The sequence below is a fragment of the Nonomuraea glycinis genome, from assembly GCF_014646515.1.
Lineage (GTDB): Bacteria > Actinomycetota > Actinomycetes > Streptosporangiales > Streptosporangiaceae > Nonomuraea > Nonomuraea glycinis.
The window spans coordinates 296,077-316,697 of record NZ_BMNK01000009.1 but is presented as its reverse complement, the minus strand read 5'-3'; the positions used below and the strand labels follow the sequence as shown (position 1 = coordinate 316,697).

Below are 20,621 nucleotides of genomic sequence, written 5' to 3'. Positions count from 1 at the left end.
GAGGCGCGATGATTCATTGGAAGGCAGGACCATGGAAAGTTCATGGAAGGGACGGGCCGCCTCGAACGCGGCGGTCCACCCCCGTCGGGGACTCGGCGTGAAGCGCCGGCCGCTGCTCGCGGCAGCGCTCGTCACGGCGCTGACCCTGACCGGCTGCGGCGGCGGTGGCGGCACCGGCGGCAGCACCGACAGCGGCGCCGCGGCCCCGGTCGGCGCGCCCAAGCCGGGCGGCACGGCCGTGCTCCAGCTTCCCTCGGAGATCACCAACGGGCTCAACCCGCTGATCAGCAGTGACCCGACCCTGAACACGCTGCTCTCCGGCTCCGTCTACGGCAAGCTCATCGACATCAAGGTCGGGCCGAACGTGAAGGCGTGGGAGCTGGAGCCGGATCTCGCCGAGTCCTGGGAGGTCGCCAAGGACGGCAAGTCCTACACCTTCAAGCTGCGCAAGGACGTGCGCTGGCACAACATCGCGCCGGTGAACGGGCGGGCGTTCGTCGCCGACGACGTGGTGGCCACCTTCGAGGCCCTGAAGAAGGCCACCCGGGTGCACCAGTGGATGATCGAGCCGGTCACCAGTATCGAGGCGCCGGACGAGCACACCGTCGTGTTCAAGCTGAGCAAGCCGTACGCGCCGATGCTGGACTACCTCGCCTACCACTTCAACATGATCCTGCCCAGGGAGGGTGTCGAGGGCAAGTTCGACCTGGCCACCCAGGCGATCGGGACCGGCCCGTTCATGCTCGACAAGCACACCCCCGACGTGGAGTGGGTGTTCAAGAAGAACCCCGACTACTACATCAAGGGCAAGCCGTACGTCGACGTGATCAAGCGCCCGATCATGACGGACATCGCGGCCGTCACCGCGGCGCTGCGCAGCGGACGCCTGGACTCCGGCACCACCAGCGACCAGAACGTGGCCAAGCAGCTCGGCGAGCAGGGCCTCAAGGTCGCCGAGACGCCCGGCGCCCCGGTCAGCTTCTTCATCAACCCCAAGGTCGAGCCGTTCGACGACCTGAAGGTGCGGCAGGCGGTCGCGCAGGCCATCGACTGGGTCGGGATGGGGGAGAACATCCGCGGCAAGTTCAACCTGACCTCACTGGTACGGCCCGACACCAGCGCCGCCGCGCTGACCCGCGACGAGGTGCTCAAGCTCCGGCCGTACGATCCTGAGAACGCCAAGAAGCTGCTGGCGGAGGCGGGACTGCCGAACGGGTTCTCCACCAAGCTCATGGTGCAGCGCGTCGATGACGAGGACGTCCGTGAGGCGCAGTGGATGCAGGAGGACCTGGCCAAGGTCGGCATCAAGATGGAGCTGGAGATGGTCGACCCGGCCACGGGCATCGACCGGCGCCGTAAGCACGACTTCCCCATGGCCAAGGCGCTGCGTGGCGTGCACCTGCCCGACCAGGTGTGGCGTGACTTCGAGAAGGAGTCGCTGGAGAACTACACCTCGGTGGACGACGCCGAGCTGTACGAGCTGCTCGCACAGTCCCGCGCGGAGCAGGACGAGGACAAGCGCAACGAGATCTACCGGAAGATGCAGACGCGGATGGAGACCGAGATCGTCCAGGTGCTCTACCCGATCCAGAAGTTCGACTACGGCATCACCGGCGCCCGGGTGCAGGGCCTGTACGAGAGCCCGATCTACCACGGCAGGCGGCTCGCGGACATGTGGCTGAACGAGTCCTAGACCATCCCGCACGGCGCGGCGGCCACCGGATCTCTCCTGGTGGCCGCCGTTCGTCGTGCCCGGCTCTGCCGTGGAGTCGTGCCCGGTCCGGTGCGCGGCTCGGTCATGGAACAGGAGAGTCCGGGTCACAGCTTCCCAGGTGACGCCGTCGTTAGCTTGCCAAGGAAGCTACGACGGCAGGGAAGGTCGAGATGAACACAGATACGGTCGCTCCACAGAGCGTCACCGCCACCGGGCCGGCGGTTCCGGGCGGTGATCGGTGGCGCTGGGCCTGGCTGGCCGCCGGGGCGGTGCTCTGGCTGTTCGCCGCGCGTGGCCGCTTCGACATCGCGCTTGCGGCCTGGCTGTCACCCCTTTTCCTGCTGAGGTTCACCAGGACCAGCCCGGCGGCCACCGGCCTGTTGCTGGTGTGGCTGGCGTCCGTGCTGGCGAGCGTGTTCTGGCTGGTCGAGACCGCCGTGCCGATGACGCCGTTCGTCGTGGTGGGGATCATCGCGCTCGGCACCCTCACCGTGGTGCCGTACGTGGTGGACCGGCTCGTCACGCCGGGAGCCGGCACCGTGGTGGGCCTGCTGCTGTTCCCGGCGGCGCTCGCGGCCTGCGAGTTCGCGATGACGCTCATCAGCCCCTTCGGCACCGCGTTCGGCGTGCCGGCCGGGACCCAGCACGGCACCCTGGAGCTGCTGCAGGTGGTCGGGTTGACCGGCCCCTACGGCGTGGGCTTCCTCCTCGGCCTGTTCGCCACAGTGGCCAACCACTTCTGGGCGAACCCGCGCAGGGCGGGCGCCGTGCTCGGCTCCTTCGCCGCCGTGCTGCTGGTGCTGCTGCTGGCCGGCGGGGCCCGGCTGGCGTTCTTCGCGCCGGACGGAGACCGGGTGCGGGTCGCGGGCATCAGCCCGGACACCTCCATCACCCGTGAGCTGAAGGGCGTGATCGGCGAGAACGTCACCCAGCAGGAGGTGGCGGGACAAGATCAGGCGGCGGTACGGGCCGCCTTCGACAAGGTGAACGCCAACATGCTGACCCGGTCGCGGGAGGCGGGGCAGGCGGGCGCCAAGATCGTGATGTGGTCGGAGCAGGCGGCCAACGTGCTGGCCGCCGACCTGCCGGCGTTCCTGGGCCAGGTCGCCGCCACCGCGCGCGAGAGCCGGATCTACCTTCAGGCCGCCGTGAACCTCTACCTGCCGGAGGCGCCGTACGCGGCCAACCGCGCCTACCTGTTCGACCCGGAGGGCAAGCAGGTGTGGGTCTACAACAAGGCGCATCCGGTGCCCGGCCTGGAGTTCTATCCGGGCGGTGACGGCGTGGTGCCGGTCGCGGAGACGCCGTACGGACGGCTGGCCACGGTGATCTGCTTCGACGCCGACTTCCCCGAGCTGTTGCGGGTGGACGCCGACATCATGATGGTGCCCGCCCGCGACTGGCCCGAGGTCGGCGCGATGCACAGCCAGAACGCGCAGCTGCGCGCCGTCGAGAACGGGTACGCGATGATCCGGCAGGCTGAGTTCGGCGTGTCGGGCGCGTTCGACCAGCAGGGCCGGACGCTCGCCGCCCACGACTACGCGGGCGCGGACCGGCACATCGTGTACTCCGACGTGCCCACGGGCGGCGCCTGGACCGCCTACCGCGTGATCGGCGACACCTTCGCCTGGCTGTGCATGGCCGGGACCGTCGTCGCGATCGGCCTGGCGGTGCGCGACCGCCGGTCCCGCCGGAGCAGTTAGGCCCCGCTCGTCAGCGAGTGCCGGTCCTGCCGGAGCAGCTAAGCCTTGCTCGTCAGCGAGTGCCGGTACTCGCCCGGCGGGCTGCCGACCCAGCGTGTGAAGGCCCGCCGGAACGCGCTGGGCTCGGAGAACCCGAGCCGGTAGGAGAGCTCGTCGATGGACTCCCGGCCCTGCCGCAGGCTGTTCACGGCGATGTCGCGGAGCAGCTCCTCGCGCACCTGCTGGAACGACGTGCCCTCCTGCCGCAGGAGGCGGCGCATGTGCTGGACGCTGACCGACAGCCGGGCCGCCACCTGGTCGGCCCGCTCCCAGTGCGTCATGTCCCCGCGTTCGAGCATGTTGCGCACCCGGTCGGTGGTCGTCGTGCCGTAGTCACGAAGGTAGATCAGGTCGACCGGTGACCTGCGGATATAGCTCAGCAGCTCCGGCTCCTCCCGGACGACCGGAGCGGCCAGCAGGCGGGCGGCGAAGCTGATCGACGCCGTCGGCGCGTCGAAGGACGCCTGCCGACCGAAGATCGAGGTGTACTCGGCGCTGTAGTCGGGTTCGGCGAAGGGCAGCTCCAGGCCGGACAGCGGGATCCGCCGCGCCACCAGCCAGGACATGAAGCGGTGGACGCAGGTGAGCATGAGCTCGGCGGCGAGTGGCCGTACGTGATGGAGCGGTTCGGCGGCGAACTCGATCCTGCAGGTGTCGCCGTCCACCACGAGGCGGCTGCGTGAGTATCCGGTGGTGATCGACACGAACGCGACCAGCCGCTCGAGCGCGGCCCGCAGATCCGGGGTGTGGATCAGCCCCAGCGAGATCATCTGGAAGGTGCCCCGGGGCACCGGCCGCGGCCCGAGCCGGAGCAGCTCGTCCCCGGTGAGCCGCCACAGGACCCGCATCGCGGTGACCGTCTGCTCGCAGCTGAGGCGGGTCGTGTCGGGGCGGGTCAGCGCGGGCCACAGCGGCAGGCCCCGCAGCTCCCGCCGGACGTCGATCCCGGCTGTCTCGGTTGAGGCGATGGCTGATCGGACGAACTGGATCGCAACGCTGTCTTCCGACATGAAACACATACTGCCGCGCGGGTGACTCCGGCAGCCGCTCACTTCGGTCACGCCTTGACATATCCCCCCGCGTCGACGGCGGCGAAGTCTTGCTAAAGCGAAACGGAGTGGTCAATATCTGTATATAAACAGTCATATCCGGTCGTTTTGCGACTGGATACGACCGGGATGGACCTCCGAACGTCTGAAGGTGACCATGAGACGCAGAGCCATAGCGCTCGCTGCCGTCGCGGTGTTAGCCATGACCTCTTTCGCCATCACGCCCCCCGCCCAGGCCGCCGGCGAGCCGTTGCCGTACCCCGAGGTGGGCCGGGGCACCCGCATCCTGGATCACGACGCCCTGCTCACCGGCTACGCCGAGCCGGAGTGGTACAAGGCCAACATCCCCTTCCTGGACGTCCCGGACCGGGAGATCCAGGATGTGTACTACTACCGGTGGAGCACGTACAAACGGCACATCCGCTACACCGACACCGCCACCGGCCACATCCTCACCGAGTTCCACAACGCCCCCGGCTACGCCGCCCCGCTCGGCGGCATCGTCGCCGCCGCCGGTCACCACATCTACGAGGGCCGGTGGCTGCGCGACCGCCGGCCGGTCGACGACTACCTCCGCTACTGGCTGCGCGGACCCGGCGCCGGGCCCAAGCCCAAGACCGACCACCTCAACGAGGACACCGACGACTGGGCGCACCAGTACGGCTTCTGGGCGGCGGACGCGGCCTACCAGCGCTCCCTCGTGACGGGCGACACCAAGCTCGTCAAGAGCCTGCTCCCCGACCTGATCCGCCAGTACGACAAATGGGGCAACCAGTACGACAAGAAGCTCGGCCTGTACTGGTCGGTGCCCGTGTGGGACGCGATGGAGTACACCGCCTCCTCCTACGAGAGCGACCCGGCCGACCCCTACCACGGCGGGCACGGATACCGGCCGACGCTGAACGCCTACCAGTACGGCGACGCCAAGGCCATCGCCGCCATCGCCCACACCCAGGGCGACACCGCCACCGCCCGCCGGTTCGAGCAGCGGGCCAAGGACCTGCGCACCGCACTGCACCGCAGGCTGTGGGACCCGCAGCGGCAGTTCTTCTACCACAAGGCCCGCGCCGACCTGGACCCGCAGCAGCGGCTGGTGGCCAGCCGCGAGCAGATCGGCTTCGTCCCCTGGATGTTCGACATGGCCGACGCGGGCACCGAGCAGGCGTGGGCCCAGCTCCTCGATCCGCAGGGCTTCGCCGCGCCGTACGGGCCGACGACGACCGAGCGGCGCAGCCAGTGGTTCATGCACGACGCGCTGACGGGGTGCTGCCGGTGGGACGGGCCGAGCTGGCCGTTCGCCACCTCGCAGACGCTGACCGGGATGGCCAACCTGCTCAACGACTACGACCAGTCGGTGGTGGACAACGACGACTACTACCAGGTGCTGCGCGGGTACGCGCGCAGCCAGTACAAGGACGGCCGGCCGTACGTCGCCGAGGCGCACCACCCGGACGAGCCGCGCTGGATCTACGACGGGCGCGGTCACAGTGAGCACTACAACCACTCCACCTACACCGACCTGGTGATCAGCGGCCTGATCGGCCTGCGCCCGCAGCCGGGCGACCGGCTGACGGTGAACCCGCTGGCCCCGGCGTCCTGGGACCACTTCGTCCTGGAGAACGTCCCCTACCGGGGGCACAACGTCACCGTGCTGTGGGACCGCGACGGCACCCGGTACGGGCAGGGCGCCGGCCTGCGGCTGTACGTGGACGGGCGGCGGATCGCCTCCCGGCCGACCCTCGGCGAGCTCACCGCCCCGCTGCCCGCCTCCGTGCCGGAGGCCGGGACGCCGGCGATGGTGAACGACGCGGCCAACCCGCACGGGGTCGGCTACCCCCGGCCGTTCGCGTCGTACACCAACGACATCGACAGCGTGTGGGACACCGTGGACGGGCGGATCTACTACGACGACATCCCGCACAGCCGGTGGACCAACTACCGCTCCCCGAACGCCCAGGACCATCTCGGCCTGGACTTCGGCGTGCCCACCGAGGTCAGCGACGTGCGCTTCCACCCCTACGACGACGGCGGCGGCGTACGGGCGCCGGCCGGATACCGGCTGGAACACTGGGACGGCGCGACCTGGCAGGAGGTGCCCGGCCAGCGCCGCACCCCCGAGCGGCCGGCCGCCAACGCGCTCAACCGGATCACCTTCCCCGCGCTGACCACCACCAGGCTCCGGCTGGGGTTCGACAACCCGCCGGGCGCCTACGTCGGAGTCGTCGAACTGCAGGCCTGGTCACCCACCACCGACGACGCCCACCTGACCGTGACCCCCGCCGACCAGCCGACCACCGTCAACACCCCCGCCGAACAGCCGACCACCGTCAACACTCCGGCCACCCCCGCCGACCAGGTGACCACCGTCTTCACCAACACCGCGGCCAGCCCCGCCACGAACGTGCGGGTGACCCTCGCGGTGCCGCCCGGCTGGACGGCCCGGCCGCACGGCTCGCCGGGCGCGACCCGGGTACGGCCAAGAGGCGAGCTGACCGTGCGCTGGACGCTGCGACCCCCGTCAGGCACCGCGCGACCGGGCGGCCACCCGGTGCGGGCCTTCGCCCGGTACGGGTCGCCCGGCCGTCCGAAGCAGGTGTCCAGCACCTACGGGCGGTTCCTCGTACCCCTAGATCTGGCCGCGTTCCCGCAGGTGGACGCCGCCGACGCGTTCGGCGCGGACACCTCCGCGAGCTACACCGCCTACCAGCCGTCCGGCGGGGAGGCCAAGCCCGCGATCGCCGTCGGCGACGGACGGTTAGCCGCGACCGGCGCCACGCCGTACTTCGCCCTGATGGCCGGACCGGCCCCGCTGCCGCCCGGCGACGCCGTCAGCGTGCTGACCGCCGGCTCGTTCGCGGGCCACGGCCGGCCGGAGGACAGCGTGTTCGTGGGCTGGGTGAAGGACGCCTCCACCTACGTGACCGCCTGGTACAACCACACCCGCCAGATGTCCGGCCTCAACGTCAGCGTGAACGGCCACCTCCTGCCCCTGGCGGGCGACGCACCGCTGACCCTGAAACCCGGCGACCGCTTCGCGCTGCTCCTGTCGGGCACCACCATCACCTCCTACGCCGAGAGCGCGGGCGTGTGGCGGGAGTTGCGCACCGCCGATCTAGGCGACACCCTCGCGACCCCCGAGGCCAGACAGGGCCACCGGTACGGCTTCGGACTACGCGGCTCCACCGGCACGATCACCATCACCGCCGTGGAGGCCCGCCGCCCGTAGCCACCAGTGCACTCCGGTGCTTCCCGACCCCGGCCGGGAAGCACCGGTCAAGCGGGCGGAGGTCAGTCCAGGTGGGTGGCGATCTCGGCGATCTGCTGGCGCTGGCCGTTGATGAGCTTGCCGGCGAGGTCGAGGGTCGGCTTGTGCTGACCCTTGCCCTGGACGGCCTCCACCATCGTGATGCCGTGGCCGAGGTGCGTGGACAGCAGGGTCAGCCAGGTGCGGTCGAACTCGTCGCCGGACTGCCGCGCCATCGTGGCCATCTGCTGCTGGCTGAGCATGCCGGGCATGCTGTGCGTGCTCTTCGCGTTCTCTTCCGGGATCGGCTTCTTCCAGGCGGTCAGCCAGGCCGACATCTGCCTGATCTCGGTCCGCTCGTCGTCGATCAGATGCTCGCTGACCGTCAGCACGTACTCGTTGCTGGTCCGCGTGGCCACCAGCTCGGCCATCTGGATGGTCTGCTGGTGGTGGGGGATCATCTCCTGGGAGAAGCGCACGTCGGCGTCGTTGTACGACTCCGCCACGTCAGCGGCGGCGGCGGAGACCGGAATGGGGTCCCCGCTGGCGGGCGCGCAGGCGGCGAACAGTGGGACGGACAGCACCACGGCAACCGCCGCGAACCGGAAACGTGGCGGACACCAGGCGCTCGACATGGATCGCCCCTCTCTGCTGGACGGCTAAAGAGAGATACGCCGCCCGGCCGGAGAAAGTTCAGACAGTGGTGTCGGCGATGAGAGGCTCCAGCACCAGACCGGGGTGGTCGGACTTGATGGAGCCCATCCGCCAGCGGTCGGTGAAGACCGCCAGCAGCGTCTCGTCGCTGCTGCGCATGAGGACCTCGGCGCCGCGCTGGCCGGCCATCAGCTCCGCCGAGGCGCTGTCGGTGCGCCGGGCGAGGGTGTAGTCGAGGTGGTCCAGGCTGATCTCGGCGCCGAACTCGGCGGCCAGCCGGTGCTGGACGACCTCGAACTGCATGGGCCCGACCGCGGCCAGCACCGGGGCCTGGTCGCCGCGCAGGTCGGAGCGGAGCACCTGGATGACGCCCTCGGCGTCGAGCTGGTCGATGCCGCGGCGGAACTGCTTGGACTTGCCGCTGTTGCGGGCGCGGGCGACCGCGAAGTGCTCGGGCGCGAAGCTGGGGATCGGCGGGTACGTCACCGCCGGACCGTCGTAGAGGGTGTCGCCGGGCCGCAGCGCGGTGGCGTTGACCAGGCCGACGACGTCGCCGGGGAAGGCCTCGTCCACGGTGGCGCGCTCCTGGCCGAACATCGCCTGGGCGTACTTGGTGGCGAAGGGACGGCCGGTGGCCGCGTGGGTGAGCACCATGCCACGCTGGAAGCGGCCGGAGCAGACGCGGACGAACGCGATCCTGTCCCGGTGCGCCGGGTCCATGTTGGCCTGGACCTTGAACACCAGTCCGGAGAAGGGCGACTCCACCGGGCGCGGCCGGTCGGCGATGTCGGCGCGCGGGCCGGGGGCGGGGGCGAGGTCCGCCAGGGCGTCGAGCAGCCGGCCGACGCCGAAGTTGGTCAGCGCGGCGCCGAACAGCACGGGGGTCGACTCGTGCGACTCGAAGGCCTTCTGGTCGTGGTCGGCGCCGATCTCGTCGAGCAGCGCCACCTCCTCGCCGGCCCGCAGCCAGTCGCCGCCCCACTCGGCCTGCGCCTGCTCGGTGGTGAGGTCGGCCTCCTGCGCCTTGGTCGCACCGCCCGGGGTGCGCAGGTAGCGGATCAGGCGCTGCTCGGCCCGGTCGACCACACCGTGGAAGTCGCCGGAGATGCCGACCGGCCAGGTGATCGGGGTCGGGCGCAGGCCGGTGCGCTCCTCGATCTCGTCGAGCAGTTGCAGGGCCTCGCGGCCGGGCCGGTCCCACTTGTTGACGAACGTGATGACCGGGATGCGGCGGTGCCGGCAGACCTCGAACAGCTTCATGGTCTGGGGCTCCATGCCCTTGGCCGCGTCGATCAGCATCACCGCGCAGTCGACGGCGGCCAGCACCCGGTAGGTGTCCTCGGAGAAGTCGGCGTGGCCGGGCGTGTCGACCAGGTTGAACACATGGCCGCGATGCTCGAAGCGCAGGGCCGCCGAGGTGATGGAGATCCCTCGGGTGCGCTCCAGCTCCATCCAGTCGGAGGTGACGCCACGCCGCCCGGCCTTGCCGTGCACCGCGCCCGCCTGGGTGATCGCGGAAGCGTGCAGCGCCAGGGCCTCGGTCATGGTCGACTTGCCCGCGTCCGGGTGACTGATCACAGCGAACGTCCTGCGCCGTTTCGCCTCCCCGGCAACGTCCGTCATCGTGTCACTCCGTCGCTGTAGGTCTGCGCACGCCACTGTACCCAACGTTCAGGTACGCACGTTTCCCCGCGCTACCCTGACCGCGAGCCGACACGACCCGGGGGAGAGCGCGATGAGCGTCAGATTCGAAGAGCTCGACTGGCGGCCCACCCCGCTCGGTGACCTGAGCCTGCGCCGCCGGCGCGAACCGGTCCTCGGCACGGACGTCCACGAGATCAAGCTGGGCGACGACTTCCTGATGTCCAGCCTGTTCACCGAGGCCGAGATCCAGCTCGCCCGGCTCGGCCTCGCCGCCCTGGACCACGACGCGCTCGATGTCGCCGTGGGCGGCCTCGGGCTGGGCTACACCGCGCGCTCGGTCCTGGAGGACGCCCGGGTGCGCTCCCTGGTGGTGATCGACGCGCTGCCGGAGGTCATCGAGTGGCACGAGCGCGGCCTGCTGCCGCTCGGCCCCGGCCTGACGGGCGACGCCCGCTGCCGGTTCGCGCACGGTGACTTCTTCGCCATGGCCGCCACGCCCGCCGGGCTCGACCCCGAGAGCCCGGGGCGGCGCTTCCACGCCATCCTGGTCGACATCGACCACGCCCCTGACCACGTCCTGCACCCCGGCCACGCCGCCTTCTACCGGCCGGACGGGCTGCGCGGGCTGGCCCGCCACCTGCACCCCGGCGGCGTCTTCGCCCTCTGGTCGAACGACCCGCCCAGCGATGAGTTCAACGCCTGCCTGGAGCAGGTCTTCGACACCTGGCAGGCGCACGTCGTCACCTTCCCGAACCACCTGCAAGGCCGTCCGTCGACCAACACGGTGTACGTGGCCAAGCTCGGCTGAGAACCGTTCTGATCAGGATGTACGGTCACGGGAACGCTGGCTCTGGGTCACCAGCTCATTCAGGAGCCCGCACCGATCGCCGGGACATCACCCGGATAGTCCAGGCTCATCGCGTCGGCCGGGCTCATCGCCACCCGCGAGAAGTGTGAGCTGATGGCCAAGGCCGAGGGCGGCTGATCGGACGGGGGCTGCCATTCCTGCGAGGATGATCGGCATAGAACCGGTCAAACGCGAAGGAATGTTGAAATGTCCCCCGTTGCCCTGCTCGCCGACCTGGGTCACCCCTACCCACTGATCCGTGGCGGCGGGCTGTTCCTGCTCGGCGTCGGTACGGGCTTCCTGCTGAGCTGGATCTTCAACAAGCACTGGCTGCCGTTCGTCATCGGCGGCTTCGTCACCGGCTTCGTGGGCAGCGGCCTGAGCGCGCTGCTGCCCAGCTTGGGGACGCCGTCGATCGCGCAGATCGGCGGACTGGTGGGGGCGTTCGTGCTGGAGGGCGGGCTGATCTATCTCGTGCTCACCAAGACCAAGGACGCCGACGACTACCAGACCACCATCCTGTGGATCCTGTTCGTGGTGGGCGTGCACTTCGTGCCGATGGGGCTGGCGCACGGCCCGCTGATCAGCATGCTCGGCGTGCTCACCATGGCCAACGCCTACGCCGGGATGCGCCTCAAGGCGCCGCTGCCGGTGTTCGGGGTGATCGACGCGCTGCTCAAGTTCGGTTTCGGCGCGGTGATGCTGTTCGCCTACCCCGCGCTGACGTTCGCGTAGCCGGGCTGACGTTCGCGTAGCTGGGCAGGCCGCACGACGACGCCCGGATCAGTCGCGGACGGCGACGGTGATCATGAATTCCCAGTCGTTCACCAGGGTCCCGTCGGTGGCCCGGTTCGACTGCTCGGCCAGGATGATCAGGTCGTCGCGGAAGGCGCGCCGCTCGTCCTCGCCGAGTCGTTCGGCGGCTTTGAACGTCGGGCCGTAGTGCTCCAGGAAGAAGTCCGCGTAGTGCTCCGGCGACAGGAACCGCTGCGTCACCGTGGTGTTCGTGAACGTCAGCTCCTGGCAGCCGTCGTCGAGCAGGTCGAGCATCACCTCCTCGGTGCCCCAGCGTGTCGGCGGCAGCGCGCCGGGAGGCGGGGGCGCGTAGCGGCTGACGATCGAGAGCATCCCGCCGACGAACCCGGTCGGCGTCCAACTGGCCGTCGCCACCCGGCCGCCCGGCCTGCACACCCGCAGCAACTCGTCCGCCGCCCGCTGGTGGTCGGCGGTGAACATCACCCCGATCGCCGACAGCACGTAGTCGAACGACGCGTCGGGGAACGGCAGGCTCTCCGCGTCCGCCTCGCGGAAGTCGATCTCCAGGTCCTCGGCCTCGGCCCGCCGGCGGGCGCGTTCGAGCAGGGCCGGCACGTAGTCGATGGCGGTCACGTCGCAGAACCGGCGGGCGGCGGCGAGCGCCACGTGGCCGGTGCCGGTCGCCACGTCGAGCACTGTCGAGCCCGGCCGCAGGTCCGCCGCGTCGCACAGGGTGTCGCCCAGCGGCACGGTCAGCCAGGCGATCCTGGCGTAGTCGCCGCTGGCCCACGTCTTGCGCTGCCGTTCCTTCAGGGCCTCGAGCTCGCTCATGCTCAGCGCTCCTCTTGAACCGGGCCGACAAGGAAGCCATGCCCACCCGAGCCCCGTACATGCTCCTGGGGCACCTGCGACATGCCGGATATCGTGGGCCGGGTGACCAGCGATGAGACGCGGGACGGTGTGCCGCTGACCAACCTCGATCAGCCGCTCTTCGACGGCGCCGACGCCACGAAACGGGATCTGGTCGACTATCTGGACGCGGTCAGTGACCGCATCCTCCCCGTCCTGCGCGGGCGGCCGCTGTCGGTGCAGCGCGTGCGACCGGGTCAGGCGCCCTTCATGCAGAAGAACCTGCCCAAGTACGCCCCCGACTGGATCAAATCCGTCAGCATCTGGGCGGAGGCGTCCCAGCGGCGGGTGACCTACGCGCTGTGCGACGACCGCCGGACGCTGCTCTGGTTCGCCAACCAGCGGGCGGTGGAGTATCACCCGGCGCTGCTGGCCAGGGATCACTTCACCCACCTGGTGCTCGACCTCGACCCGCCGGAGGGCGAGGCGTTCGGCCTGGTGGTACAGGCCGCCGGGCTGGTACGGCAGGCGCTGGACGACGCCGGATTGGCGGGGGCGGTGAAGACCAGCGGGGCCAAGGGCGTGCACGTGTTCGTGCCGGTGGTGGCGAGGATCGCGATGGACGATCTGGCGGCGGCCACCCGCGCGCTGGCGGCGCGGGCCGAGCGGGTCGATCCGGCGCTCGGCACCACGGCGTTCATCCGCGAGGACCGCCAGGGCAAGGTCTTCCTCGACTCGACGCGGGCCGGCGGGGCGACCGTGGTGGCCGCGTACAGCCCGCGCATCCGGCCGGGCACGCCGGTGTCCTTCCCGGTGTCCTGGGACGACCTCGACCGGGTGACGCCCGGCGACTTCACCCTGCGCACCGCGCCGGGGCTGCTCGGCGACGGCGACCCCTGGGCGGAGCAGATGCCCGAGCCGCAGGCGCTGCCCGCCGACCTGATCGAGGAGGGCCACACGATCCCGATCGCCCGCGTACAGGCGATGCACGAGGGCAAGCGCCGCGCCCGCGCCAAGCGCGGCGACTGATCACCGCGGTGGTGCCGGGGGCGCTCAGGTCTTCCTGGAGTACACCTGGCCGGCGACGAGGGCGCCGAGCGCGATGGTGAAGCCGGCGAGCTGCCAGCCGGTGAGGGTCTGCCCGAGGATGACGAGCCCGGCGACGGTGGCGACGAGCGGGTTGGTGAGGCCGAGCAGCGAGATCGAGGTGGGCGGCAGCCGGTCGATCCCGCGAAACCACAGGGCGTAGGCGATGGCGGTGCCGAAGACGCCCAGGTAGGCGAAGCCGAGGGCGTTCGCGGTGGTGAGGGAGGCGGGCACGCCTTCGACGGCGAGGGTGATCGGGGCGAGCACCAGGCCGCCGATGGTGAGCTGCCAGCCGGTCATCTTGAGCGGCGACGCGGGGCGGCCCCACTTCTTGGCCAGCACGATGGCCGTGCCCATGAGCGAGGTGGCGGCGAGCATGGCGGCGATGCCGAGCGGGTCCAGCCGGGCCTCGGAGGTCAGGGTCAGCAACGCGACGCCGCCGGTGCCCGCCAGGGCCGCGTACAGCATGGCCCGCCCCGGCACGAGCCCCAGGACCAGCACCGACAGCAACGCCACGATCAGCGGCTGGACCGAGCCGATGGTGGCGGCGACGCCGCCCGGCAGCCGGTAGGCGGCGAAGAAGAGCAACGGGAAGAAGGCGCCGAAGTTGAGCATGCCGAGCACCGCGGACTTCCACCACCACGAACCGGAAGGCAGGCTGCGGGTCGCCGCGAGCAGCACCAGGCCGGCGGGCAGGGCGCGCAGGGTGGCGGCGAGCAGCGGCCGGTCAGGGGGGAGCAGGGTGGTGGTGACCACATAGGTGGTGCCCCAGCTCATGGGCGCCAGGGCCGCTAAGAGGAGGTCGGTCGTGGAGTGGGTGCGGGTGGGCGGCGGGGGTGCGAGGAGGGTGGTCATGGGATGCCTTTTCATTGATAATCTTAACGTTGAGATAACACCATGCTTAGTCTATGCATGTCAAATATCTGAACGTTGAGATAGTTAATACTGAGAGGATGGCCCCATGAGTGATGCGGTGGACGCGGTGACCGCGCAGTGGCGGCAGGAGCGACCCGACGTCGACGTGTGGCCGATGGAGGTCGTCGGCCGCATCTCGCGGCTGTCACGCCTGCTGGAGCGCGAGCTCCGGGACCTGTTCGCCGCGCACGGGCTGGAGAGCTTCGAGTTCGACGTGCTCGCCACCCTCCGCCGCTCCGGCGCGCCGTACGAGCTGACGGCCGGGGCGCTGCTCAAGGCCGCCATGGTCACCTCGGGCGCGATCACCAACCGGATCGACAAGCTGGAGACGAAGGGCCTGGTCCAGCGCGTCCGCGACAGCGGCGACCGCAGAACGGTACGCATCCGGCTCACCGAGCGCGGCCTGGAGCTCATCGACGAACTGCTCGCGGTGCACGTGGCCAACGAGGCCCGGCTGCTGTCCGGCCTCGGCCCCGCAGATCGCGACCACCTCATCGCGCTGCTGCGCGGCCTGCTGGAGTCTTTGGGCGACACCGCGCCGCAGTGATCGCCTCATGTCCGTAGCCGGCTGTCAGTCGTCCAGCCCGCGCGCGCTCAGGGCCTCGCCCAGCGCGTCCGCGTGCCGCAGCGCGCCGACCACCAGCGGCACCGCGAAGGCGCGCATGCTCCACTCGACCCCTCGGGCACGCTGCGCCTCCCGTACGCGCGCCGCCAGGTCGGCGATCACCGGCACGCTGCGGATGGTGAGGGAGAGCAACAGCGACAGCCGGAACGGATCCACCCCCACCCGGCGCAGCGGCGACAGGCCGCGCTCCAGGGCCGTCATCATCGCGGAGGTCCTGGTGGTGAGCGTGACCAGGCCGGCCAGCGCGACCGCGAGCACCACCCTGGAGGTGACCAGCACCGCGCTCGGCAGGTCGGCGAAGACCAGTTGCATGCCGAACAGCGCCACGGCGAACCAGCGGACCGGACGGACCTGGGCCCAGGCCGCCGCGACCCCCACCCGCGCGACCGCGAACAGCAGCACGACCACGCCTACGGCGACCGCCATCGCCCACGGCGAACGCAGCAGGAGCAGCACCGTACAGGCCGCCGCCAGCCCCGCCAGCTTGACCCCGACCGGCAGCCGATGCAGCACCGAACAACCCGGCACGTAAGCCCCGGTAAGACCACTCACGCCAACCCGCACCCGTCCATGCCCGTCACGCCCGTTCGACCCGTTCGACCCGTTCGCGCCCGTTCACGCCATGAGCTTTCTGTAGTGGCCGATGGCCGACTCCGGGGTGCCGTCGGCCACGACCTGGCCCTCGTCCAGCACGAGCACCCGGTCGAACCCCTCCAGCAGCGGCAGGTCGTGGGTGACCACGATCACCTGCATCGGCAGGGCGCGCAGCGCCTCGGCGACCTGCCGCGAGTGGCGCAGGTCCAGCAGGGTCGTGGGCTCGTCCATGACCAGGATCTCCGGCTCCAGCACCAGCACCGAGCAGAGCGCGAGCAGCTGCTTCTGGCCGCCGGAGAGCTGGTGCGCGGGGTGGTCGGCATGCCCCGCCAGGCCGTAGCGCGCCAGCATCGTCTCGACTCGGTGCCGTACCTCCTCACCGGGCAGCTTCTTGCGACGCAGCGAGAAGGCGACGTCCTCGGCCACGGTCGGCATCACGATCTGCGCGTCCGGGTCGGTGAACAGGAACCCGACCCGCCGCCGGATCCGCGCCGCCTGCCGCCGCGTGTCCTCCCCGAGCACGGTGACCCTGCCCGAGGTCGGCACCGCCAGCCCGTTGAACAGCCGCGCCAGCGTGCTCTTGCCGGACCCGTTGGCCCCGATCACGCCCACCCGCCGCTCGGCCAGCGACGCGCTGACCCCACGCAACACCTCCCGCTGCCCCAACCGCACCCGCACATCCACCAGCTCGATCACCTGGGCCACCCCGAAACCCGTACGCTCGCCAGTTCGATCACCTAGGCCACCCCGAAACCCGTACGCTCGCCAGTTCGATCACCTAGGCCACCTCGAACAGGGCGGCGACGCCGAGGCCGCCGCCGACCGCCGCCGTCGCCAACCCCAGCGTGCCCTTCGGCGCGCCCCCGCGAACGAGCCGGCTGAACAGCCGCGTCACCACCACCGCGCCGCTCGCCCCCCACGGGTGTCCGAGCGCGAGCGCCCCGCCGTCGCCGCACACCCGCGCGCCGTCCGCGCCCAGCGGGTCGAGCCCGAGCGCGTCGGTCACCGCCAGCGTCTGCGCCGCGAACGCCTCCACGATCTCCACCGCCTCGATCCGCTCCATGCTCACTCCGGTACGTTCCAGCAGACGTCTCACCGCGGGCACCGGCCCCCAGCCGGGCAGCTCCGGATCACAGCCCACGACCGCGCCCGCCACCAGCCGCAGACCGGGCAGCCCGCCCCGCAACCGCTCGGGCAGCACGGCGACCGCCGCCGCGCCGTCGCTGTTCGGGGCCGAGTTGCCCGCGGTCACCGCGCCCCCGGCGACGAACGCCCCCGGCAGCCGCGCCAGCGACGCCGGCCGCAGCGGCCGCGGCCGCTGATCGTGGTCGCGGCCCGCCACCGGGACGATCTCCTCATCGAACCGGCCCGCCGCACGAGCCGCCACCGCCTTGGCGTGGCCGGCGCACGCGTAGTTGTCCTGCCGCTCCCGCGACACGCCGCGTGCGACGCCGAGCGCCTCGGCCGCCGCCCCCATGTCCGGATCCGGATGCCCCGCCGGGGTGAAGGCCGCCCGCTCGTACGGCTCACCGCCGCGATGCGCGCGCACCGGCGCGGTGGATGCGCTCTCGGCCCCGCCGGCGATGACCAGCTCCATCTCGCCACTCCGTACGGCCTGCCCGGCGAGAAGGACGGCCGCCAGCCCGCTCCCGCACTGCCGGTCGATCGTGAGGCCCGGCACGGACGGGTCCAGCCCCGCCCCGAGCGCCGCGACCCGCGCAACGTTCCCGCCCGGCCCCATGCAGTTGCCCAGCACCACATCGTCGACAGGCACCCCAAGGCACGCCACGTCACGCACCAGCGCCGCGATGACAGGCGAAGCCAGCCGGTCGACCGTCTCCAGCTTGAACGCATGCCCCGCAGTGCCGATCGCGGTCCGCCTGGCAGCCACGACAACGGGCATGTCGCCGGTCATGCCGGCCTGCGCGGGTCGGTGAGAGGGCGGGTGTCGCGGGTCATGTCAGCCTGCGTAGGTCGGGGTCGCCGTTGGCGAGGCGGGCGGCGACGAGGCCGCGTGCGGGCTTGCCCGACGAGGTGCGCGGCAGGTCCTCCATCGCGTACCAGCGGCGGGGTCGCTGCGCCACGTCCAGGCCGCCGCGCGCGATCGCCTCCAGAGCGGACCTCGCGGGCGGGCCTCCGGCGCCCACCTCCACGATCGCGGTGACGACCGCGCCCAGGTCCGGGTGCGGTGAGCCGACCACCACGATGTCGCCGACGCCCGCCACGCTCCTGAACACGTCCTCCACGTCCTCCGGCACGACCGTGGCTCCCCCCGTCTGGATCGCGCCACCACCCCGCCCCCGCAGCCGCAGCACCTCGCCGGGCAGGTAGGGGGCGGCCACGTCGCCGACACTCATCCAGCCGTCGCCGTCGACCAGCAGCGGACCCGCCGCCCCGGCCAGGTAGCCCTCGGCCAGCCACGGCGAGCGCGCCCACACCTCACCGAGCCGCCGGCCGGGCGGTGTCCTGACCTCGATCTCCACGCCGGGGAACGGCAGGAGACCGCGACCGTCGGTGTCCACGGCTACGAAGGACAACTCGGTGGCGCCGTAGTAAGCCACCACGTGTACGCCTGCCGCCACCGCGCGCTCACGCAGCCCGGGAGCCAGGGCGGCGCCGCCGACCACCGCCGTACGCAGAGGGGCGCCCTCGGGCAGCGCCTCCAGGAGGGCGGGCAGGTTGTGCGGCACCAGGTGTACGGCGGTCGCCTGGCGCAGCAGGTACGGCAGGGAGCCGGGGGACCAGCGACCGGGCGCCAGGACCGTCGCGCCGACGGCCAGCGCGTGTACGGCGGCGAACCCGTACAGAGAAGAGTGCAGGGGACCGGGCACCAGCACGACGTCGCCGGCGCCGATCCCGGTGAGCTCGCTGAGCGGCGCGAACGAGCCGGTCCACGAGGCGCGGGTGCGGACGACGGCGCGCGGGCGGCCGGTGCTGCCGGAGCTGAAGCAGGCCCAGGCCAGATCGCCAGGTTCGGGCCGGTGCATCGGCACGCCCCGGCCCGCCGGCCCGGAAGGCAGCGCGTCGATGATCAGCTCGACCAGCGCGTGATCGTCCGGCGACCCCCCGAGAGGGGTGGCCCGGCTGGGATCGCTCAGCGGCGGTGTGTCGTCGGGTACGGGCCGGTGGGTGTGAGTGGGGGAGTTCAGCGGTGTTGTGCGGCTCGGCATGGGGTGGTGGGTGCTGGCGGGGGCGTGCAGGAGGGGGGTGGTGCCGAGGAGGTCGAGGGCGAGGGCGGCGGTGAGTTGGTCCACCGGGTCGGTCAGGGTGATCGCCGCCAGTGCGCCTCGGACGGGGAGACGGGCGGCGAGGTGGGCGGCTGTGTGCTGGATTCGGCGGGCGAAGGTGGCGTAGCTCAGCTCCTCCCGGGGGCCGCGCACCGCGGGGCGGTCGGGATGGGTGGCGGCGTGCCGCATGACCTGTGCTGCGACTGGCATGCCCGGTTCAGTCCTCCTTGCCGGCTCTGAGGCGGTCGTAGTGCACGGCCGGGACCGCGTCGGGGTAGGCCCGCTGGGTTCCTCTGGCCACGATGGTGGCGAGCACCGCCTTCGCGAGGTCGCCGGGGAGGAAGAACGCCGTCTGCAGGGCGGCCTGGCCCAGCGTGATCCCGCCGACGACCGCCCACATCGGCACTCCGACGAGGTAGACCGCCCCGATGCCACCGGCCAGGCAGGCTACCAGCAGCCGGACGAAGCTCGGGCTGTGGCCGCCCCGCTCGACGATCCAGCCGGTGAGGGCCGCGCCGGGCAGCCAGCCCAGCAGGAAGCCCACCGACGGCAGCGCGAACGCCCCCAGCCCACCCCGCCCACCGGCCAGCAGCGGCAGCCCCACCGCCACCAGCGCGAGCAGCACGGCCACGGCGAGGGCGCCCCGCCAGGAGCCGAGGATGGCGCCGGCCAGCATGACGCCCAGCGTCTGGAGGGTGATCGGCACCGCGCTGCCGAAGACGTTCAGCGCGCCGGGCAGACCGAGCGCGGCGATGAGGGCGGCGAAAACGGCCACGCGAGCCACGTCATAGGTGCGAAGCACTCGGAACTGGTGCATTCCATCTCCTCGATCCGCATTAGGGTGCGGATCCGATCTCACACCACTACGCCCGAGTACCTGCATAGCGGGTTGCCACAAGGTTCCTCCGCCAGAGATGTCGCAGGCGGATGGGGCACCTGACGACCAATGAGGGGCGCGCAGGCATAGATGGGCCGGTACGGGCTAGAGATACGAGCGACGAGAGGACGGCGATGGCATCCAGCGGTCTTGGCGGGATCGCCGAGTGGGCGACAGGGCTGATGGAGACGCTGGGCGCTCCTGGCGCGGGCCTCGCGGTCGCGTTGGAGAACCTGTTCCCTCCGCTGCCCAGCGAGGTCATCCTGCCCCTGGCGGGGTTCACGGTGAGCAAGGGCGAGCTGGTCCTGTGGCAGGTGCTGCTCTGGACGACGGTGGGCTCGGTGGTCGGGGCGCTGGCGCTGTACGGTCTCGGCGCGCTGCTGGGCCGCGAGCGCATGCACGCCCTGGTCGCCAAGGTTCCGCTGGTCAAGACCGAGGATGTACGGAAGACCGAGGCCTGGTTCGCCGACCACGGCCGCAAGACGGTCTTCTTCGGGCGCATGATCCCGATCTTCCGGAGTCTCATCTCCATCCCGGCTGGGGTGGAGCGCATGCCGCTGTTGCCGTTCGTGGTGTTCACCGCGATGGGCAGCTTCCTGTGGAACACGTTGCTGGTCATGGGCGGCTACCTGCTCGGTGAGCAGTGGTCGCTGGTGGAGACCTATGTCGGCGTCATCACGTACGTCGTGATCGGGCTGGTGCTCCTGGCCGTCGCGGTCTTCGTGTGGAAGCGGCTGGCGGAAAGGCGCAAGGCGCCCCAGGGTTGACTTCTCTCCGCCATGAATGACGGGGATTCTC

The 20,621-nt window shown here is 71.2% G+C and carries 18 protein-coding genes; 8 read left to right on the top strand and 10 right to left on the bottom strand.

Going from position 1 to position 20,621, the window contains the following annotated elements:
- Window positions 1-97: 97 nt before the first annotated feature.
- Both IEY87_RS26090 and IEY87_RS26085 read left to right on the top strand, forming a co-directional pair.
- The gene (locus IEY87_RS26090) at window positions 98-1,693 is read left to right on the top strand and encodes an ABC transporter substrate-binding protein (RefSeq protein WP_189141398.1); all 1,596 of its coding nucleotides are present in this window, start codon (window positions 98-100) and stop codon (window positions 1,691-1,693) included.
- A gap of 191 nt (window positions 1,694-1,884) precedes the next feature.
- Window positions 1,885-3,417, top strand: a complete 1,533-nt coding sequence (locus tag IEY87_RS26085) for a nitrilase-related carbon-nitrogen hydrolase (RefSeq protein WP_189141397.1) — start codon at window positions 1,885-1,887, stop codon at window positions 3,415-3,417.
- 38 nt (window positions 3,418-3,455) lie between these two features.
- Here IEY87_RS26085 and IEY87_RS26080 read toward each other — a convergent pair whose 3' ends face one another.
- Window positions 3,456-4,466, bottom strand: a complete 1,011-nt coding sequence (locus tag IEY87_RS26080) for an AraC family transcriptional regulator (RefSeq protein WP_189141396.1) — start codon at window positions 4,464-4,466, stop codon at window positions 3,456-3,458.
- Window positions 4,467-4,707: 241 nt separating this feature from the next.
- On the opposite strand from IEY87_RS26080, the gene IEY87_RS46765 reads away from it, so the two are divergent.
- Window positions 4,708-7,731: an MGH1-like glycoside hydrolase domain-containing protein gene (locus IEY87_RS46765; RefSeq protein ID WP_189141395.1), complete on the top strand. Its 3,024-nt coding sequence runs from the start codon at window positions 4,708-4,710 to the stop codon at window positions 7,729-7,731.
- Between the two features lie 62 nt (window positions 7,732-7,793).
- Here the strand turns inward: IEY87_RS46765 and IEY87_RS26070 are convergent, their stop codons facing one another.
- Together IEY87_RS26070 and IEY87_RS26065 are read right to left on the bottom strand one after the other, a co-directional pair.
- A complete protein-coding gene (locus tag IEY87_RS26070) occupies window positions 7,794-8,384 on the bottom strand; it encodes a DUF305 domain-containing protein (RefSeq protein WP_189141394.1) in 591 nt (196 codons plus the stop codon).
- 58 nt (window positions 8,385-8,442) lie between these two features.
- Entirely contained in the window at window positions 8,443-10,026 is a 1,584-nt protein-coding gene (locus IEY87_RS26065) for a peptide chain release factor 3 (RefSeq protein WP_189141393.1), read from the bottom strand.
- Window positions 10,027-10,138: 112 nt separating this feature from the next.
- Here IEY87_RS26065 and IEY87_RS26060 point away from each other — a divergent pair, with 112 nt between their 5' ends.
- A complete protein-coding gene (locus tag IEY87_RS26060) occupies window positions 10,139-10,855 on the top strand; it encodes a polyamine aminopropyltransferase (protein WP_189141392.1) in 717 nt (238 codons plus the stop codon).
- Window positions 10,856-11,101: 246 nt separating this feature from the next.
- Window positions 11,102-11,629, top strand: a complete 528-nt coding sequence (locus tag IEY87_RS26055; protein WP_189141391.1) for a DUF6609 family protein — start codon at window positions 11,102-11,104, stop codon at window positions 11,627-11,629.
- Window positions 11,630-11,677: 48 nt separating this feature from the next.
- Here IEY87_RS26055 and IEY87_RS26050 read toward each other — a convergent pair whose 3' ends face one another.
- Complete coding sequence (locus tag IEY87_RS26050) at window positions 11,678-12,481, bottom strand: class I SAM-dependent methyltransferase (RefSeq protein WP_189141390.1); 804 nt, start codon at window positions 12,479-12,481, stop codon at window positions 11,678-11,680.
- A gap of 102 nt (window positions 12,482-12,583) precedes the next feature.
- Between IEY87_RS26050 and IEY87_RS26045 the strand changes: the two genes are divergently transcribed.
- On the top strand, window positions 12,584-13,528 hold the full coding sequence (locus tag IEY87_RS26045; RefSeq protein ID WP_225277670.1) for a DNA polymerase domain-containing protein: 945 nt from the start codon (window positions 12,584-12,586) through the stop codon (window positions 13,526-13,528).
- Between the two features lie 24 nt (window positions 13,529-13,552).
- On the opposite strand, the gene IEY87_RS26040 is transcribed toward IEY87_RS26045, so the two are convergent.
- A complete protein-coding gene (locus tag IEY87_RS26040) occupies window positions 13,553-14,440 on the bottom strand; it encodes an EamA family transporter (protein WP_189141388.1) in 888 nt (295 codons plus the stop codon).
- A gap of 106 nt (window positions 14,441-14,546) precedes the next feature.
- Between IEY87_RS26040 and IEY87_RS26035 the strand changes: the two genes are divergently transcribed.
- A complete protein-coding gene (locus IEY87_RS26035) occupies window positions 14,547-15,047 on the top strand; it encodes a MarR family winged helix-turn-helix transcriptional regulator (RefSeq protein WP_189141387.1) in 501 nt (166 codons plus the stop codon).
- Window positions 15,048-15,071: 24 nt separating this feature from the next.
- Here the strand turns inward: IEY87_RS26035 and IEY87_RS26030 are convergent, their stop codons facing one another.
- The 5 genes from IEY87_RS26030 to IEY87_RS26010 all read right to left on the bottom strand — a co-directional run bounded on the left by IEY87_RS26030 (window position 15,072) and on the right by IEY87_RS26010 (window position 19,763).
- Window positions 15,072-15,638, bottom strand: coding sequence for an energy-coupling factor transporter transmembrane component T family protein (locus IEY87_RS26030; protein ID WP_225277669.1), 567 nt, complete (start codon window positions 15,636-15,638; stop codon window positions 15,072-15,074).
- 102 nt (window positions 15,639-15,740) lie between these two features.
- The gene (locus IEY87_RS26025) at window positions 15,741-16,415 is read right to left on the bottom strand and encodes an energy-coupling factor ABC transporter ATP-binding protein (RefSeq protein ID WP_189141385.1); all 675 of its coding nucleotides are present in this window, start codon (window positions 16,413-16,415) and stop codon (window positions 15,741-15,743) included.
- Between the two features lie 82 nt (window positions 16,416-16,497).
- Complete coding sequence (locus IEY87_RS26020; protein ID WP_225277668.1) at window positions 16,498-17,622, bottom strand: thiolase family protein; 1,125 nt, start codon at window positions 17,620-17,622, stop codon at window positions 16,498-16,500.
- Between the two features lie 52 nt (window positions 17,623-17,674).
- Entirely contained in the window at window positions 17,675-19,156 is a 1,482-nt protein-coding gene (locus IEY87_RS26015) for an AMP-binding protein (protein WP_189141383.1), read from the bottom strand.
- Window positions 19,157-19,163: 7 nt separating this feature from the next.
- Window positions 19,164-19,763, bottom strand: coding sequence for a biotin transporter BioY (locus IEY87_RS26010; protein ID WP_189141382.1), 600 nt, complete (start codon window positions 19,761-19,763; stop codon window positions 19,164-19,166).
- Window positions 19,764-19,957: 194 nt separating this feature from the next.
- Here IEY87_RS26010 and IEY87_RS26005 point away from each other — a divergent pair, with 194 nt between their 5' ends.
- Window positions 19,958-20,590, top strand: a complete 633-nt coding sequence (locus IEY87_RS26005; protein ID WP_189141381.1) for a DedA family protein — start codon at window positions 19,958-19,960, stop codon at window positions 20,588-20,590.
- Window positions 20,591-20,621 lie beyond the last annotated feature (31 nt).

What these genes read in the sequence shown, in the direction of transcription:
- IEY87_RS46765 (WP_189141395.1), top strand. Translation starts at nt 4,708, where the DNA reads ATGACCTCTTTCGCCATCACGCCCCCCGCCCAGGCCGCCGGCGAGCCG.
- IEY87_RS26070 (WP_189141394.1), bottom strand. Translation starts at nt 8,384, where the DNA reads ATGTCGAGCGCCTGGTGTCCGCCACGTTTCCGGTTCGCGGCGGTTGCC.
- IEY87_RS26020 (WP_225277668.1), bottom strand. Translation starts at nt 17,622, where the DNA reads ATGCCCGTTGTCGTGGCTGCCAGGCGGACCGCGATCGGCACTGCGGGG.
- IEY87_RS26085 (WP_189141397.1), top strand. Translation starts at nt 1,885, where the DNA reads ATGAACACAGATACGGTCGCTCCACAGAGCGTCACCGCCACCGGGCCG.
- IEY87_RS26080 (WP_189141396.1), bottom strand. Translation starts at nt 4,466, where the DNA reads ATGTCGGAAGACAGCGTTGCGATCCAGTTCGTCCGATCAGCCATCGCC.
- IEY87_RS26055 (WP_189141391.1), top strand. Translation starts at nt 11,102, where the DNA reads ATGTCCCCCGTTGCCCTGCTCGCCGACCTGGGTCACCCCTACCCACTG.
- IEY87_RS26010 (WP_189141382.1), bottom strand. Translation starts at nt 19,763, where the DNA reads ATGCACCAGTTCCGAGTGCTTCGCACCTATGACGTGGCTCGCGTGGCC.
- IEY87_RS26040 (WP_189141388.1), bottom strand. Translation starts at nt 14,440, where the DNA reads ATGACCACCCTCCTCGCACCCCCGCCGCCCACCCGCACCCACTCCACG.
- IEY87_RS26065 (WP_189141393.1), bottom strand. Translation starts at nt 10,026, where the DNA reads ATGACGGACGTTGCCGGGGAGGCGAAACGGCGCAGGACGTTCGCTGTG.
- IEY87_RS26015 (WP_189141383.1), bottom strand. Translation starts at nt 19,156, where the DNA reads ATGCCAGTCGCAGCACAGGTCATGCGGCACGCCGCCACCCATCCCGAC.
- IEY87_RS26005 (WP_189141381.1), top strand. Translation starts at nt 19,958, where the DNA reads ATGGCATCCAGCGGTCTTGGCGGGATCGCCGAGTGGGCGACAGGGCTG.
- IEY87_RS26060 (WP_189141392.1), top strand. Translation starts at nt 10,139, where the DNA reads ATGAGCGTCAGATTCGAAGAGCTCGACTGGCGGCCCACCCCGCTCGGT.
- IEY87_RS26050 (WP_189141390.1), bottom strand. Translation starts at nt 12,481, where the DNA reads ATGAGCGAGCTCGAGGCCCTGAAGGAACGGCAGCGCAAGACGTGGGCC.
- IEY87_RS26035 (WP_189141387.1), top strand. Translation starts at nt 14,547, where the DNA reads ATGAGTGATGCGGTGGACGCGGTGACCGCGCAGTGGCGGCAGGAGCGA.